The 14,384-nt window shown below is 45.8% G+C and carries 13 protein-coding genes; 9 read left to right on the top strand and 4 right to left on the bottom strand.

What is annotated here, in order from left to right:
* Nucleotides 1–105 precede the first annotated feature (105 nt).
* From KCTCHS21_RS20845 to KCTCHS21_RS20835, 3 genes are all read left to right on the top strand, one after another.
* Complete coding sequence (locus tag KCTCHS21_RS20845; RefSeq protein ID WP_130612850.1) at nucleotides 106–1,335, top strand: CapA family protein; 1,230 nt, start codon at nucleotides 106–108, stop codon at nucleotides 1,333–1,335.
* A gap of 61 nt (nucleotides 1,336–1,396) precedes the next feature.
* Complete coding sequence (locus KCTCHS21_RS20840; protein WP_130612847.1) at nucleotides 1,397–2,155, top strand: glycerophosphodiester phosphodiesterase; 759 nt, start codon at nucleotides 1,397–1,399, stop codon at nucleotides 2,153–2,155.
* A gap of 1 nt (nucleotide 2,156) precedes the next feature.
* Nucleotides 2,157–2,810: a fumarylacetoacetate hydrolase family protein gene (locus tag KCTCHS21_RS20835; protein WP_130612844.1), complete on the top strand. Its 654-nt coding sequence runs from the start codon at nucleotides 2,157–2,159 to the stop codon at nucleotides 2,808–2,810.
* A 138-nt stretch (nucleotides 2,811–2,948) separates the two neighbouring features.
* On the opposite strand, the gene KCTCHS21_RS20830 is transcribed toward KCTCHS21_RS20835, so the two are convergent.
* From KCTCHS21_RS20830 to KCTCHS21_RS20820, 3 genes are all read right to left on the bottom strand, one after another.
* Nucleotides 2,949–4,073 carry an HD domain-containing phosphohydrolase gene (locus KCTCHS21_RS20830; protein ID WP_197726477.1) on the bottom strand — a complete coding sequence of 375 codons (1,125 nt, stop codon included), beginning with the start codon at nucleotides 4,071–4,073 and terminating at the stop codon, nucleotides 2,949–2,951.
* 137 nt (nucleotides 4,074–4,210) lie between these two features.
* A complete protein-coding gene (locus KCTCHS21_RS20825; RefSeq protein ID WP_130612841.1) occupies nucleotides 4,211–4,783 on the bottom strand; it encodes a TetR-like C-terminal domain-containing protein in 573 nt (190 codons plus the stop codon).
* A complete protein-coding gene (locus tag KCTCHS21_RS20820; RefSeq protein ID WP_130612838.1) occupies nucleotides 4,780–5,502 on the bottom strand; it encodes an MBL fold metallo-hydrolase in 723 nt (240 codons plus the stop codon). Before KCTCHS21_RS20820 ends, KCTCHS21_RS20825 begins: the two co-directional genes overlap by 4 nt.
* Nucleotides 5,503–5,747: 245 nt before the next feature.
* Here KCTCHS21_RS20820 and KCTCHS21_RS20815 point away from each other — a divergent pair, with 245 nt between their 5' ends.
* The 5 genes from KCTCHS21_RS20815 (at nucleotide 5,748) to KCTCHS21_RS20795 (ending at nucleotide 11,701) form a co-directional block, all read left to right on the top strand.
* The gene (locus KCTCHS21_RS20815; RefSeq protein ID WP_130612835.1) at nucleotides 5,748–7,100 is read left to right on the top strand and encodes an extracellular solute-binding protein; all 1,353 of its coding nucleotides are present in this window, start codon (nucleotides 5,748–5,750) and stop codon (nucleotides 7,098–7,100) included.
* A gap of 98 nt (nucleotides 7,101–7,198) precedes the next feature.
* A complete protein-coding gene (locus KCTCHS21_RS20810; RefSeq protein ID WP_130612832.1) occupies nucleotides 7,199–8,077 on the top strand; it encodes a carbohydrate ABC transporter permease in 879 nt (292 codons plus the stop codon).
* Entirely contained in the window at nucleotides 8,077–8,907 is an 831-nt protein-coding gene (locus KCTCHS21_RS20805) for a carbohydrate ABC transporter permease (protein WP_130612829.1), read from the top strand. Before KCTCHS21_RS20810 ends, KCTCHS21_RS20805 begins: the two co-directional genes overlap by 1 nt.
* A gap of 143 nt (nucleotides 8,908–9,050) precedes the next feature.
* Nucleotides 9,051–9,554, top strand: coding sequence for a DNA-deoxyinosine glycosylase (locus KCTCHS21_RS20800; protein WP_232057908.1), 504 nt, complete (start codon nucleotides 9,051–9,053; stop codon nucleotides 9,552–9,554).
* 902 nt (nucleotides 9,555–10,456) lie between these two features.
* Nucleotides 10,457–11,701, top strand: a complete 1,245-nt coding sequence (locus KCTCHS21_RS20795; RefSeq protein WP_130612826.1) for an IS4 family transposase — start codon at nucleotides 10,457–10,459, stop codon at nucleotides 11,699–11,701.
* A 658-nt stretch (nucleotides 11,702–12,359) separates the two neighbouring features.
* Here the strand turns inward: KCTCHS21_RS20795 and pepF are convergent.
* Nucleotides 12,360–14,153, bottom strand: coding sequence for an oligoendopeptidase F (gene pepF / locus KCTCHS21_RS20790; RefSeq protein ID WP_130612823.1), 1,794 nt, complete (start codon nucleotides 14,151–14,153; stop codon nucleotides 12,360–12,362).
* Between pepF and KCTCHS21_RS20785 the strand changes: the two genes are divergently transcribed.
* A complete protein-coding gene (locus KCTCHS21_RS20785; RefSeq protein ID WP_130612820.1) occupies nucleotides 14,152–14,382 on the top strand; it encodes a hypothetical protein in 231 nt (76 codons plus the stop codon). The two genes, pepF and KCTCHS21_RS20785, sit on opposite strands and share 2 nt — an antisense overlap.
* Nucleotides 14,383–14,384: the final 2 nt, after the last annotated feature.

The raw sequence follows: 14,384 nt of genomic DNA, 5'->3' as shown, positions 1-14,384 counted from the left end.
TAAGGGGTGGGAAATCGTCTTTTTCTTTGGTTTTCCATAATGTAGCTGTATATGCTTCTCATCATGTATAATAACGGCAAGAGACACGGAAGGGCGGTTGCAATCATGACTTACTCGCGATCACGAACAAACAGTCAGAAAAAGTCGAAGCGACGCAGCAAAACGCGGTTTCTGCTTATCGTAAATGGCATTTTACTATGTTGTATATTACTAGTAGTCTTCTTCGTCTGGAAATCTAACCAAGAGGAAACGACTGCTCCTGGAAAGCTACATCCCCAAAGCGTTGAAACGCCAACAGGGGAGCTGCCATCAACAAAACCGCCAGAACAAACCGATATTGCTGAGCCAGAACAGACGCCGGAGGAGGGAAATGCAGAGCCTGAAATTAACAATAACAAGGTTACTCTTGCGTTAGTCGGTGATATTTTACCAGCAGCCTCTGTACTGACGCTCATGGAAAAGAACGGATTTGATTACCCTTTTCGCGAGGCCAAGTCTTTGCTAGTAGCGGCTGATATAACAGCAGGTAATCTTGAAGCTCCAATAACTAAACGCGGAACGCCGGCTAAAAATAAGCAGTATGTGTTTCGTGGAAGTGCCGATGCTATTCCTGCACTGAAGGAAGCGGGCTTCGATTTCTTATCGCTCGCCAACAATCATACATTGGATTATGGTTGGGAAGGATTAAGTGATACGATGGATGTGCTGGACGATGCAGGCTTGAAGCATGCAGGCTCTGGTATCGATGATCGTGAAGCTTTTACACCTGCATACATAGAAAGAAATGGCATTACAGTTGGGTTCGTAAGTGTTACTGGGGTAGTTCCGGAAGTGTCGTGGAAGGCAGACCGTAATCATCCAGGCGTCGCCGAAACCTATTCTCCAGATCGTGCTGTTGCTGCTATTAAGGTAGCGAAGGAAAACGCGGACATTGTAGTCGTCATGGTACATTGGGGCAAAGAAAGAGTTGACCGACCAATTGCAACTCAAACTGATCTTGCCCATCGTTACATTGACGGTGGAGCCGATTTAGTTATCGGTGGTCATCCTCATGTGCTGCAAGGCTTTGAGTATTACAAAGGCAAATGGATCGCATACAGTTTAGGAAACTTTGTATTTTCTACGACTGGGACGATCACGTCAGAAACAGGTGTATTAAATGCTGAGTGTGACAAGGGTGGAACTTGCTCCTTAAAGTTTAATCCGATGTTCGCCACAAGCTCGCAGCCAGCACCGATGAAGGAAGTCGAAGGGAAAGCTCTCTTAGCACGTTTGTCGAAATTATCTTATGGGGCCTCAGTAGAGGAGGATGGGACGATTGTGGCACGGAATTAAAAGCTTTACAAAAGGGCTTAGAAATTTAACTTTCAGATATCCTCCCAAGGGGGTTAGTATTGTGCAGGAGAATACCCGTGCTTCTTTACACCCTTGTGTCGCTCATCGTGGTTTCTCGGGTATAGCACCTGAAAATACGATAGCCGCATTCCAACTCGCGATGGACCAACCAAACGTCGATTGGATTGAGCTTGATGTTCACCTCTCCCGGGATGACGTGCCGGTCGTTATTCATGATAGTAGCTTAGAGCGGACAACGAGCGGTAAAGGGCAGGTTAATAAGCTGACAGCTAAGGAGCTTGGCGGCTTGGATGCAGGTAGCTGGTTTCATAGCTCCTTTTCTTCGGAGAGGGTACCTACTTTGGATGAGGTGCTTGTCCTAACTACCGGGAAATGTCGATTAAACGTGGAATTAAAAGGTGAAGATTCTAGTCCCGATGATTTGGCAAGGCAAGCGGTGGAAGTCATTCGTTCCCGTCAGTTAGAGAAGGAGATTGTCATTACCTCGTTCCGTTCGGAAGTTCTGGAGGCTGTACGGCGTTATTCAACGTTAGTAAAGACTGGTTTAATTATAGACGATCGCCCTGCGGACCTTATTAAAATGATTACTTCCATAGATGCCTCTTATCTGTCTATCGGATTTAGACATCTTAATGAGCAGTTAATGGAGCAGGCGGCGGAAGCTGATATTCAGGTAATGGCTTGGACTGTGAATTCGGTTAATGATTTGCGCAGGCTGGCTAGCCGACCCGAGCCTTTTCAGCTGTGCACGAACTATCCGGATCGTTGGCTCGCCGCGATTAAAGGAGCGAATGAATAGGATGAATGGTAATGAAGAGCTGGCCCAGTTAGATATACGTAACATTTATTGCGTTGGTCGGAACTATAGACTTCATGCTGCAGAGCTGGGTAATGAAGTGCCCACATCTCCCATGATTTTCACTAAGCCGTCTCATGCAGCTATGCAGATGTCAGATGGAGATCTTATTTTACCTGGTTCTCGAGGAAGCATTCATTATGAAGCTGAGCTTGTTTTCGCTGTTGGAACAGCTTACGAGCCAGGCATTCATCTTGATGAGCTTTTCTCAATGTTTACCGTAGGATTAGACCTTACTCTGCGGGACGTTCAGGACGGGTTAAAAGCGAAGGGACACCCCTGGCTTCCAGCTAAAGGCTTTAGGAATTCTGCTGTTCTTGGAAGCTGGAAGGCATTCCCCGGCGCTGCGGCGATAACGGAGCATGATTTCGGATTGCGTATTAATGAAAATGAAGTTCAGCGCGGAAACGCTAGTGATATGGTTTTTGATTTGCAGCAAATCGTAGACTTCGTGGGGCACAATTATGGTCTTGGAGCGGGGGATTTGTTATTCACAGGTACTCCGGCAGGGGTAGGAGCATTAAATTCCGGCGATAAGCTCGACGTCTGGTGGAATGAGCTAAGCTTAGGCCATTCGAAGGTGCAGCTAGAGGGCTAGAATCTAGAGGTGTCTTGTCGGCTACGATGGGACGGACTAATAAAGGAGCTAGTCAAGCGTGAAGCTTGGCGGCTCCTTTATTAGTTACAAAGCCTTGATGTAGCTAGGTGGCGTTGGATGGGGCAATAGCGATAGATTTTATGTATGCTCTTCAATATCAGTTAGTCTCTGGCGTATTTCGAGCAGCTTAGGCAATTGTGCGAAAAAAACATCGACAATAGCTGGATCGAAGTGAAGTCCTCGCTCCTCGTGAAACAGTTGTTCGATCCTCTCCAGCGGCCACGCAGCTTTATATATCCGTTCCATGCTTAAGGCATCGAAGACATCTGCAACTGCCGTTATCCGAGCTAATATGTGGATTTCCTCGCCTTTTCTACCAGCTGGATAGCCGCTGCCGTTCCATTTCTCGTGATGCTGCTCAGCTACAATGGATGCCGTTCGGAGTAACTCACGCTTGGATCCACGCAGCAATTGATGACCAATATTCGTATGCGTTTTAATAACATCGAACTCTTCCTTGGTTAATTTTCCAGGCTTGTTTAAGATCGAATCCGGAATAGCTACCTTTCCAATATCGTGCATCGGTGAGACCGTTCGAAGTAGATCAGCCATGTTTTCACTTAGACCGAGACCGAGCGCGAGCACGTATGAATACTCAGCAACTCTTTTAACGTGATTGCCGGTTTCCTTAGAACGAATTTCCCCCATTTCACCCATCGTGGAGATGATCTCTCGCTGTGTATCAATAATCTCCTGATGCAGCATAACCGATTCCAGTGATTTTCCGGCATAAGAGGCAGCCAAGGATAACAGCTCCAAGTCTCGTGCAGTAAAATAACCGATTTCAGTTAATTTATTAACGGCTTGATAGGCTCCGATAATTTCCCCATCATTGTTGCCGAAGGGCACAGTAATGATTGATTTCGTATGATAGCCTGTTCTGAGGTCGTTATCCGCGTTGTGCCTGGGATCGTTATAAGCATCTTCGATGATGATCGGTTCTCCGGCTTGAATTGCGCTTCCGACTAAGCCTGTTCCGTAAGGAATGCGTATTTCGTCTACCCCATGAGCAACAGTCGTGTAAAGCTGACTGTTCAATTCATCTATTAGCCATACCGTGCATCTATCGCATAGTATCATTTCTCTTCCCATATCAGCCATATGGACAAGGACGGCATTTAGCTGCCTCTCACTCGCAATCTTCGCAGTATAGCCAAAAATAACTCTCAACAGCTCTTCAGGGGCTAGTTCTTTTTTATACAAGCCTGCTCACTCCTTAGCATATCCCTTACCCCTATTCGCGAGAAAAATGTCGAATCCTGCTTAGGATTATAAAAAAAAGCATCTTTCTCAATCGAATGAGAAAAATGCCGTTTGTGGGGCCAAACTGACTACCTATTTCAGTTATCCATATTGAAGCTATCGAGTAATCCATTCAAATAATAAGTGATTGATTTAGTTATACTCTCAAGCAAATCTTGGGGAATTTGAAAACCTCCCATTGCTTCCAATGCTGCGAAACCATGAATCATACTGCGTATACCTCGAATGGCATGAATCGCTTCCTCCTGAGGGAGCCCAAGCGGCTGCATTAAACGTATGAACAAAGATAAAAGCTGTTCGGTAGCAACCTCGAATTCGGGTGGCTTTGGACTAGTTACCCGGTTAATGGCTTCATAAAGTCCAGGATGAAGACGCACAAATTCAAGATAGGCTTTGGCAACCTCGATAAGAGCCTGTTTGCCTGAATGACCTATAGCTGCATCATGTAGGGAGCTTGTGAGCAGTTGTAGAGCATATAGCCCGAGCTTCTGGCGTAGATCAGGCAACCCATCAACATGATTGTAGAGGGAGGGGGTTCTAATTCCTAATTGAGCTGCAACACTCGCAAGAGTAATTTGGTCCCACCCATTACGATCGGCGATAGCGGCTGCGGCTACGATTACCACTTCTGGTTTAATTCCTGCTCTCATCGGTTGCTCCTTCTAATTATGCGCTGTTCTGCCTCATCAATGGCATGCTTCATCATATTGACCGGCTGTAGCAAAGCAGGACCATGCCCGACAACAAGCGCTGAAGGTTTTAGGCTCATTAATTTTTTGGCGCTTGCTATTGCAGTTGGGGCGTGCCAGGTCGCCATTGCAGGGAAGGGGAATGCCCATTTCAGTGTACCTGATACGGCAAATCCGCCCTTTGACTGAAAGGCATCTCCAGCGATCAAGGTGTTGCTTATTTGCTCTAGGTAAGCAAAGTGACCTGGAGTATGACCAGGGGATGCAACGGCAATTATTGAACCAATCTGGTCATTGTCTTCTATAAGGAAGTCGGGTGCGAAAGGTGCTTTTTTCGGTAAATCACCTTTAATAGGTGTTTGGGCTTCGTGTGGCAATAGGGAGTGATCCCCGTTAAGAATAGCTGCATCTCTACTTGAAATACCTATCTGGGCAGAAGGGTACTTTTCTTTAAGGTAAGGAACCGCACCGATATGATCCCCGTGAACGTGCGTGAGCAAGATGCGAGTAAGCGGTTTGCCTGTTGCTTTAATAGCTTCATGAATACCCTTCGCCAAGAACGGCATACACGCATCTATAAGAGTTATTCCTTGTTCATCTTCTATAAGGTAGCAGTTTAATGGAAAAAGTCTCGGCATAAAAATAAGCTGAGTGAGTGGGCCCAAAGTTGTTTTATTCATATGAAACTCCTCCTCGGTTTAACTAATCATATTATTATAATAACTAATGTCATTAGTTAATGCAAGGAATTATTATTGCGTTATCTGTTAAAACGGATGATTATTAGGTTATAGGGGGAAATGACATGAATAAACCGCAAGATGATCTTATACCTCCGTTAGGTGTTTGACTCCCTTACTTTGAATGAATTACCTAATACAATAAAGAAACAACAACAAACAAATACCTTTTGGGGGTCTACCGTATGAAAAGAAATGCAATGGTCATTCTTACACTCATTCTCGTAATGTCGACATTTTCAGCAGCATGCGGAGACAAAAACAACAATGCTTCGCCTTCTGCATCACCTAGTGATCCGGCAGCAGTAGAGCCTTTCACTGTGTCGCTTCGTCACATTCAAATCGGTGAACCACAAAAATTCCGTAAAGCAATTCTAGACGATGTTGTAAAAAAGACGGAATCTGAAGTGCCGGGATTGAAATTCGAGCTAGATGGTATTGAGGATGCGGTGAATCGTTTCACGAAGCTGCCAGCTGAAATGGCAACAGGTAATGCTCCGAAAATATTCGATCTATTCGGCGGAAACGCGGATGCGTTGAAATATGCCAAAGCCGGACGTCTGCTCGATCTGACTCCGATTCTTGAAGAGCTGGGCTTGAAAGATAAATTCCTTAACGTCTTCGCTCAATTTACATTAGACGGTAAAATCTATGGTCTGCCAATCGGCGGTAACATGGAAGGCGTTTTCTACAACACTGAAATTTTCAAAACTAACGGTCTGAATGCTCCTACAAAATGGGACGATCTTATCAAAGCTGCTGATACACTTAAATCTAAAGGAATCACTCCATTCGCTATGGGTTCACAAGCGGGCTGGGTACCTAACATGCTGGTTAACACTGTAATCGGTCGTCACATCACTTCCGGTTTTCCTAATGGACTAACTGACGGAACGCTTAAATGGAACCAGCCAGAAATTGTTGCTGGATATGCTATCTACCAAGATTGGGTGAAAAAAGACTACTTTACCAAAGGTGAGCTTGGTAAAACTTACGATGACATGTTGAACGAGTTCGCTGCTGGTAAAGCAGGCATGATGTTCGATGGTAGCTGGCGTTCTTCCGCTTTCAAAGCGGCTGCTGTAGCTGCAAGCCTTGAAGGTAAAGTAGGATTTATAGCATTGCCTGCCATCAATGGTGCTCAAGGCGACCAAAGCTCGATCAACGCTAACTACGGCAACGGATATGGCTTCTCTTCCGACCTGAACGACAATGAGAAGAAGGCTGTCACAGCTTTTATCAAAAACCTGTACAACGACGAAATGCAACTGCGCGGTCTAATCGAAGATGGAGTTCTTCCTTCTATGAAGCTGTCTGAAGAGGCATTGGCTAAAGTAACGGATCCTCTAGTTAAGCAAGTTATGGAAACAATGAGCAAAGCTAGCTCTTCCTTCGTTCACTATGATTCAGTAGTACAAAAAGCGGTTAACTCCGAATCAGAAGTTCAGCTTCAAAAGCTGATTGCTGGAAAAGCAACTGCACAACAAGTAGGAGACGCGCTTCAAAAGGTTCAAAATACGGAAAACACCAAAAAATAAAGAAGTTTCCGTAAATCATATTCCGTAAGGAAAATGGGTGAGGAGGCACTACCAGTCTTTAGGTGGGTGGCCTCCTTATCCATTAGTCGGGAGGAACTATGAAGAGTACACTAAAAAATCCCGCTGTATACCTCATGTTTATTATTCCAATGATCGTACTATATGGGCTATTTTTCTTGTACCCCATGTTCTCTTCCGTTTTCTATGCATTTACAAATTGGAACGGCTTAGAAGAAACTCAGTTCATTGGCATAGATAATTTCAAAACGGCATTTGGTGATAAAAGCTTCCTCAGCGCAATCGGAAACAACATGTATTTTATCTTTTTCTCGGTTGGCATTCAGATTCCGGTTATTGTCGTTTTTGCACTATTGATAAGCAACGTAAAAAAGCTGCAAGGCTTCTACAAAACGACGGTGTTCATTCCGTCTATCCTTTCCACATCTGTAATTGGTATTCTGTGGGGCTTCATCTATGATCCGGACATTGGACCGATCGCAGCATTCCTAGGCTTCTTCGGCATCGACCCGATTTATTGGTTAGCTGAGTCGAAATGGGCAATGATCGCTATTCTGATCACGAATGCATGGCAGTGGGTCGGCTTTTATATTGTATTGATTTTGGCGGCGATTTTGGCCATTCCAAGGGACATAGAAGAGGCTGCATGTGTGGATGGCGCAACGGCTCCCCAGCGTGCATGGTACTTAACGGTTCCTCTGATCAAGCCGATTATTTCGGTAGTGGTGATGCTCTCGATTGCTGGAGCGATGAGGGTAGTAGACATCGTACTCGTTATGACGAACGGAGGACCTGCGGGAGCAACGGAGGTTATGGCGTCATACATGGTTAATAAAGCGATCAAATACGGTGATTATGGATATGGGATGGCGCTGTCCATCATTATCTTTGCTCTCGCACTCGTGTTTACTGCCATTTATCAGATAACGTTGGGTAAGACGGAAAGGACTGAATATTGATGCCAGCTTCGCTCAAAAAAACAGTCCCTCATATCGTTTTAATAGCGTATGTGATTATTATTTTGTTCCCTTTCGTATTTGTTCTCTTTTCTTCTCTGAAGGAAAATAACGTCGAAATTTCGCAAGCGCCGTTTGCATTGCCTAAATCTTTGTACTTAGATAACTATGTCAAAGCTTGGGTTCAAGCTAAAATTGACGTTTACTTCTGGAACAGCGCGTACATTGGAATATCCTCAGCCGTAATTGGCGTGCTGATCGCAGCGGGAGCTTCTTTCGCCCTTACTCGGATGAAATTTAAACTCACTAGCCTATTGGTAACCCAAGTCGTTTTGTTGGGGATGCTTATCCCTGGTAATGTTCTGTTCATTGCTCAGTATATTCTTATGATGGACTTGCACATTCTTGGCAAGCATTGGGCATTATTCTGGCCCTACACCGCAGGGGCGCTGCCGTTTAGTGTGCTGCTAATATCGGCATTCATGAAGTCCATGCCTGGAGAGATGGAGGAGGCAGCGATCATAGATGGTATTAGCGCTCCGGGGCTGTTCGTGAGAATCGTTCTTCCGCTGACGCTGCCTGCTCTCGTAACAGTTTTCATTATTAATTTTCTTGGAAACTGGAATGAATATTTGTTGGCGAGCTTCTTTATAAGCAAGGATGCGCTTCGGACATTACCTACCGGCATGGTCGGCTTTAAGGATGCTTATCAAACGAATTATGCCTTGATCTGTACGGGGATTATTTTCAGCGTAACACCGGTTTTAATCCTATATGCTTTCCTACAGAAGCAAATTATTGAAGGCATTATGGCTGGTAGTGTTAAAGGTTGATGCGGTTATAAAGGAAGCATAGGGCGTTATCCTTCAGCTTGGGGATAACGTTCTTTTTGTGTTATAAAGGGGAGGAGGAACTGTAAATGTGAACCGTGAACTGTGAGCTGTGAGGAAGTTTTGCTTAGGAGGAATAGGTCCAATTGAACGTATATTCTTTTCCGCCCGTCATCAACTCGAGCTCCCGAATACTGATTATGGGGAGTATGCCGGGCGTGGCATCGTTAAAAGCTTATCAATATTATGGGAATGCTCGTAACTATCTATGGCCGATTGTATACGGTTTGTTTGGCGAGGGAAGTGAGCCCAATCCTGATTACGAGAGCAGGATCTCGTTTGCCTTGCATCATGGTGTTGCCTTATGGGATGTCATTGCGAGCTGCGAGAGACAGGGGAGCTTGGACAGCGATATAAAGCTGGCGATTCCTAACGATATCCCTGGGCTGCTAGTTCAATATCCTGGCATTTCGGTTCTAGCTTGTAATGGGGCGAAGTCATATACAGAGCTGCAAAAGCATTATGGCACGCATCCAGAGGTAATCAGGCGCAAGGTGCTGCGTATGCCTTCCACGAGTCCAATACCTACGAGGGATTACCGAGGACTCGAGGATCGTTTGCAAGCTTGGCGGACGCTGTTGGAGATGTAGCTTAGTCGGAGCCGCCGCGTAACTCTGCATCAAGCGTGCCAAGGTGGCGGTAATTAGTCGTCGTCACCGCGCAACTCCGCATCAAGCGTGCCACAGTAGCAGAAATTAGTCGGAGTCGCCGCGTAACTCGGCATCAAGCGTGCCACGGTAGTAGTAATTAGTCGGAGTCGCCGCGCAACTCTGCATCAAGCGTACCACGGTAGCAGCAATTAGCCGGAGTCGCCGCTTAACTCGGTACCAAACGTGCCTCGGTAGCAGTAATTAGTCGGCATCTCCGCATAACTCCGTGTCAATCGTGCCTCGTTAGCGGTAATTAGTCGGCATCTCCGCATAACTCCGTGTCAATCGTGCCTCGATAGCAGCAATTAGTCGGAGTCGCCGCTTAACTCAGCATCAAACGTGCCACAGTAGTAGTAATTAGTCGTCGTCCCCGCGTAACTCCGCACCAAGCGTGCCACGGTAGTAGTAATTAGAAGGAGTCGCCGCGCAACTCTGCATCAAGCGTGCCTCGGTGGCGGTAATTAGTCGTCGTCACCGCGCAACTCCGCATCAAGCGTGCCTTGGTAGCGGTAATTAGTCGGAGTCGCCGCTTAACTCGGCATCAAGCGTGCCACAGTAGCAGAAATTAGTCGGAGTCGCCGCTTAACTCGGTATCAAGCAGGCCACAGTAGTAGTAATTAGTCGTCGACGCCGCGCAACTTGGCATCAAGCGTGCCACAGTAGCAGAAATTAGTCGTCGACGCCCAGTAGCATTGCATTAAATTTTCAGCAGGTTGTCAAGGTTACTTCCACGAAGTAAAATGTGCTAAATTTGTATGATTTTATTTAATCAGACAATAAAAAAGCTCCTATAATTAGGGGAGAGGGTGTCCTGTCCAAATCCTAATTAAAGGAACTTCCGCATGGACAAGAATACTACAAAATCGGTCATAATGGAATACCTTTCCCCGTTAAACCACAATTTTTTATTGGCTTCCATTCAGAGTCGCGAGTTAGATCGTTACGTCAAAAAGTTTCATACGTTTTTTGCCTTACAATTGTTCGTGTTTGCTCAATTGATGCAAACCCCATCTTACGCCAGTCTTAGTTTGTTTTTGAATACAAACAGGAAGCTTCAAAAGACAGTTGGTCTCTCCTCCATTAGTACGGCGCAGCTCTCTCGCAAATGGCGCGACTTAGATCACTCGTTTCTCGCTTATGTGTTTGGCCACATCGCAGGGCAAGCGACCCAAAAATTCGGTTCGGCGAAAACGACCCAGAAGCTCCGTGCGCTTAATCTCGTAGACGCATCTACCATTACGATGTGCTTGTCGAAGTATCGATGGGCGACGTACTCGAAGAAAAAAGCTGGGGTCAGACTGCACCTTAGATTCATTCATTCGGACGCCGCTTCCTTTCCTGAAAAGGTCGTTTTAACCAGCGGAAACGTGCATGAGCGAAAATACATGGGTGAGTTAGTCTCTGCGGATAAAGAGGTACTGAATATCTTCGATCGCGGTTACGTCGACTATAAAAAGTTTGATGCCTACTGCAACAACGGCATTCGGTTCGTCACCCGACTGAGACAAAGCGCATGCATGAAAGTGTTGGAAGAACGCGCTGTGGCATCTGACGCCAATGTAGGTGATGCAACGGTTCTGCTCGGTAGCGACGTTTCGGCATACAAAATGAAAAATCCGCTCAGATTGATCACATGCTTCGACGAAAAGGGCGAACAAGTGCTCATTTGCACCAATGATTTTGAACTGAGTGTGGAAGAGATCGCCGATATTTATCGTAATCGGTGGCAGATCGAGATCTTTTTCAAGTGGATTAAACAACACTTGCATGTGAAGCGCTTCTACGGAACGAGCAGAAATGCGGTGTACAATCAGATCTATGCAGCGCTAATCGCTTATTGCTTGGTCCTGCTTACACGAGATGAGCTTCACTACGGAGGTACGCTTTGGGAATTAACGAAAAGTATTCGAATGTGTTGGCACGAAAACCTCACACACTTCGTAAAGTTGCTGTTTCGACCACCAAAGCAAAAGTCTGGAGGCAGGCAAAAGTCAAAAGCAGAACGACTGTTTAAAGAAACTCAATTACAATACGAAAGTGGCGAATGCGACCACCTGGACGACTTGACGTACGACCCAATCTCCTGAAAAGTACAATAGTGTAAATTTGTGGACATCACTCTCTTCTGTTAGAGTCCCTGCCGTTTTTTCGTTTTGAGCGACAAATTAAATTTCAGAAAATTCAGTAAACCATTACCGGCCGTTTGCGAGGAGTGACAAGTGGTTTTTCATTTCATGCAATGCTAATGGTCGACGCCGCGTAACTCGGCATCAAACGTGCCACAGTAGTAACAATTAGTCGTCGTCACCGCGCAACTCCGCATCAAGCGTGCCTCGGTAGTAGTAATTAGTCGGAGTCGCCGCGTAACTCGGCATCAAACGTGCCACAGTAGCGGTAATTAGTCGTCGACGCCGCGCAACTCTGCACCATGCGTGCCAAGGTGGCAGCAATAAGTCGGTCTCACCGCGCAACTCCGCATCAAGCGTGCCTCGAAAGCAGCAATTAGTCGGCCCCGCCGCACAACTCCGGCATCAACGAAAAAAACTGAGGTCGCATATAAGCGCCTCAGTTTTTTTTCGTAGATTTGAATATTGGTGTGCCGCCTCGTGAGCCCGACAGCGCCTAAATTAGCGGCAGTTAGCCAACTCAACCATCAAGAGGCTAACTATACCTCAAACCCCGCTAACGAGACGCTAGAAGCCCAGAGAGGGCTCCAAACCATTATTGCCCAGGTAAATCCGACTCTTATTTGCTTGTCAGCTCTTCCATCTCTTTAATTAACCCTTCGAATACACTCATCGCTTGGCGAATTGGCTCAGGCGTTGACATGTCTACTCCAGCCTTTTTCAAGATATTAATGGAGTAGTCTTTGCCACCGCTCTTAAGGAAACCAAGATAGCGATCGACAGCTGGCTTTCCTTCATCAAGAATTTGCTTGGCGAAGCTCGTTGCTGCGGAGAAACCAGTTGCATATTTGTAAACATAGAAGCTGTTGTAGAAATGAGGTATACGCGCCCATTCCATTTCAATGTCCTTATCTACAACCATGCCTTTACCGTAATAGCTGACATTCAGATCATAGTAGATGGAGCTCAGCTCCTGAGGTGTCAGTGCTTCTCCGTTTTCCGCTTTTTCGTGGATGATTTTCTCGAACTCTGCGAACATTGTTTGACGGAATACCGTCGTCCGGAATTGATCCGCATAGTAGGTGAGCAGGTACATTTTTTCTTTAGCATCTGTGGAATTTTCCAACAGATTATTCATCAGCAACGCCTCGTTCAGCGTCGATGCAACTTCTGCAAGGAAAATAGTGTACTGTGCGTCGCGATAATCGTTGTTGGTATCCGAGTAGTGGGAATGCAGCGCATGCCCCATCTCATGCGTCAACGTAAACATACTGTTCAGGTTATCGTTATGGTTGAGCAGAACGTAGGGATGGGTTCCGAAAGCTCCCCAGCTATAAGCTCCGCTCCGTTTGCCTTCATTTTCATAGATGTCGATCCAGCCGTTGTCGAAGCCCTTCTGAAGCTCCTTACGATAGTCTTCACCAAGCGGCGCAAGACTTTCATACACTTTCGATTTCGCTTCCTCGTACGAAATTTCCATATCGAATTCATCGACAAGAGGAGCAAAAAGATCATACATATGTAATTCGTCCAGCTTCAGCAGCTTTTTGCGCAAATCCATATACCTATGCATTAACGGCAAATATTCATGAATGGTGGAAATGAGATTGTCATAGACCGATTGCGAAATATTGTCGCCATACAGTGACATTTCCAGAGCGGAAGGATAATGACGTGCCTTGGCATAAAAAAGGTTCTTGGTTACGTTAGCGTTTAATGTGGAAGCTAGCGTATTCCGCCATTTGCCGTAGGTATCGTACATCGCCTTAAATGCATCGCGTCGTACAGTTTGGTTTTTGCTCTCCAGAAATTGAACATACCGGCCGTGTGTAAGCTCAACTTCCTCGCCTTTTTCATTTTTTACCTTCGGAAATTTCAGGTCTGCATTGTTGAGCATTCCGAAAATTGTACCTGGCGCTTGAGAGAGGTTGCCTGCTTGAGCAAGCAGCGACTCTTCATTTTTGGACAAAATATGTGGCTTCTGACGAAGCATCTCTTCCAGAGTGCGCTTGTATTTGGCAAGAGCAGGATCGGCAATAAGTCCAGTTAGCTGTTCTTCGGACAGGCTGAGAATTTCAGGTGTAATAAAGGAAAGGGCTTCGCCAATCTCGACACTGATTTTCTTTGATTTATCGGACAATGCCTGAAAAGATGCCTCCGCAGTATCCTCATGATGGCGCATGTTTGCATACACATAAAGTCTTTCCGTTAAGAGGGAAACATCATCCTCCAAGGCAAAGCAACGAGCGATGGATTCAGCGTCCTTGAGCTTGCCCTGAAAGCTAGTTATTTCACTAATTTGTCCTTTTACACGCTTAAATTCTGCATCCCATGCGGCTTGATTAGGGTACAGGTCTTCCAGCTTCCAACGGAATTCCTTTGGGGTTTCGGATCTTTTGGCTACTTCTTTCATGGGCGAGATCAACCTCCTGGGTAAAGTGTCATGGGTAGCATCTGCTACAGTGCTAGCTTTATTGATTGTTGCCTTAACAGTGCTAGTATTTGTTGTTGTACATAGCAAGGAAATGGCCACCATAGAGGCGGCAAGCGGTAAAATACTCGGCTTCATACGTACCTCCGGAAACGGAATGAGTTACCGGAATAGTATGTCCTTTCCAGCCGTGTTTATCAGTTCTTCCTAACG

The sequence above is a fragment of the Cohnella abietis genome (genome assembly GCF_004295585.1).
Classification (GTDB): Bacteria; Bacillota; Bacilli; order Paenibacillales; family Paenibacillaceae; genus Cohnella; species Cohnella abietis.
Note: the sequence above shows the minus strand (reverse complement) of the source record. Positions and strands in the feature narration are given on the sequence as shown.

Excerpts from the sequence above, each read along its gene's own strand:
- KCTCHS21_RS20820 (WP_130612838.1), bottom strand. The coding sequence starts at position 5,502 with ATGAATAAAACAACTTTGGGCCCACTCACTCAGCTTATTTTTATGCCG.
- KCTCHS21_RS20825 (WP_130612841.1), bottom strand. The coding sequence starts at position 4,783 with ATGAGAGCAGGAATTAAACCAGAAGTGGTAATCGTAGCCGCAGCCGCT.
- KCTCHS21_RS20795 (WP_130612826.1), top strand. The coding sequence starts at position 10,457 with ATGGACAAGAATACTACAAAATCGGTCATAATGGAATACCTTTCCCCG.
- KCTCHS21_RS20815 (WP_130612835.1), top strand. The coding sequence starts at position 5,748 with ATGAAAAGAAATGCAATGGTCATTCTTACACTCATTCTCGTAATGTCG.
- KCTCHS21_RS20810 (WP_130612832.1), top strand. The coding sequence starts at position 7,199 with ATGAAGAGTACACTAAAAAATCCCGCTGTATACCTCATGTTTATTATT.
- KCTCHS21_RS20805 (WP_130612829.1), top strand. The coding sequence starts at position 8,077 with ATGCCAGCTTCGCTCAAAAAAACAGTCCCTCATATCGTTTTAATAGCG.
- KCTCHS21_RS20835 (WP_130612844.1), top strand. The coding sequence starts at position 2,157 with ATGAATGGTAATGAAGAGCTGGCCCAGTTAGATATACGTAACATTTAT.
- KCTCHS21_RS20785 (WP_130612820.1), top strand. The coding sequence starts at position 14,152 with ATGGGCGAGATCAACCTCCTGGGTAAAGTGTCATGGGTAGCATCTGCT.
- KCTCHS21_RS20845 (WP_130612850.1), top strand. The coding sequence starts at position 106 with ATGACTTACTCGCGATCACGAACAAACAGTCAGAAAAAGTCGAAGCGA.
- pepF (WP_130612823.1), bottom strand. The coding sequence starts at position 14,153 with ATGAAAGAAGTAGCCAAAAGATCCGAAACCCCAAAGGAATTCCGTTGG.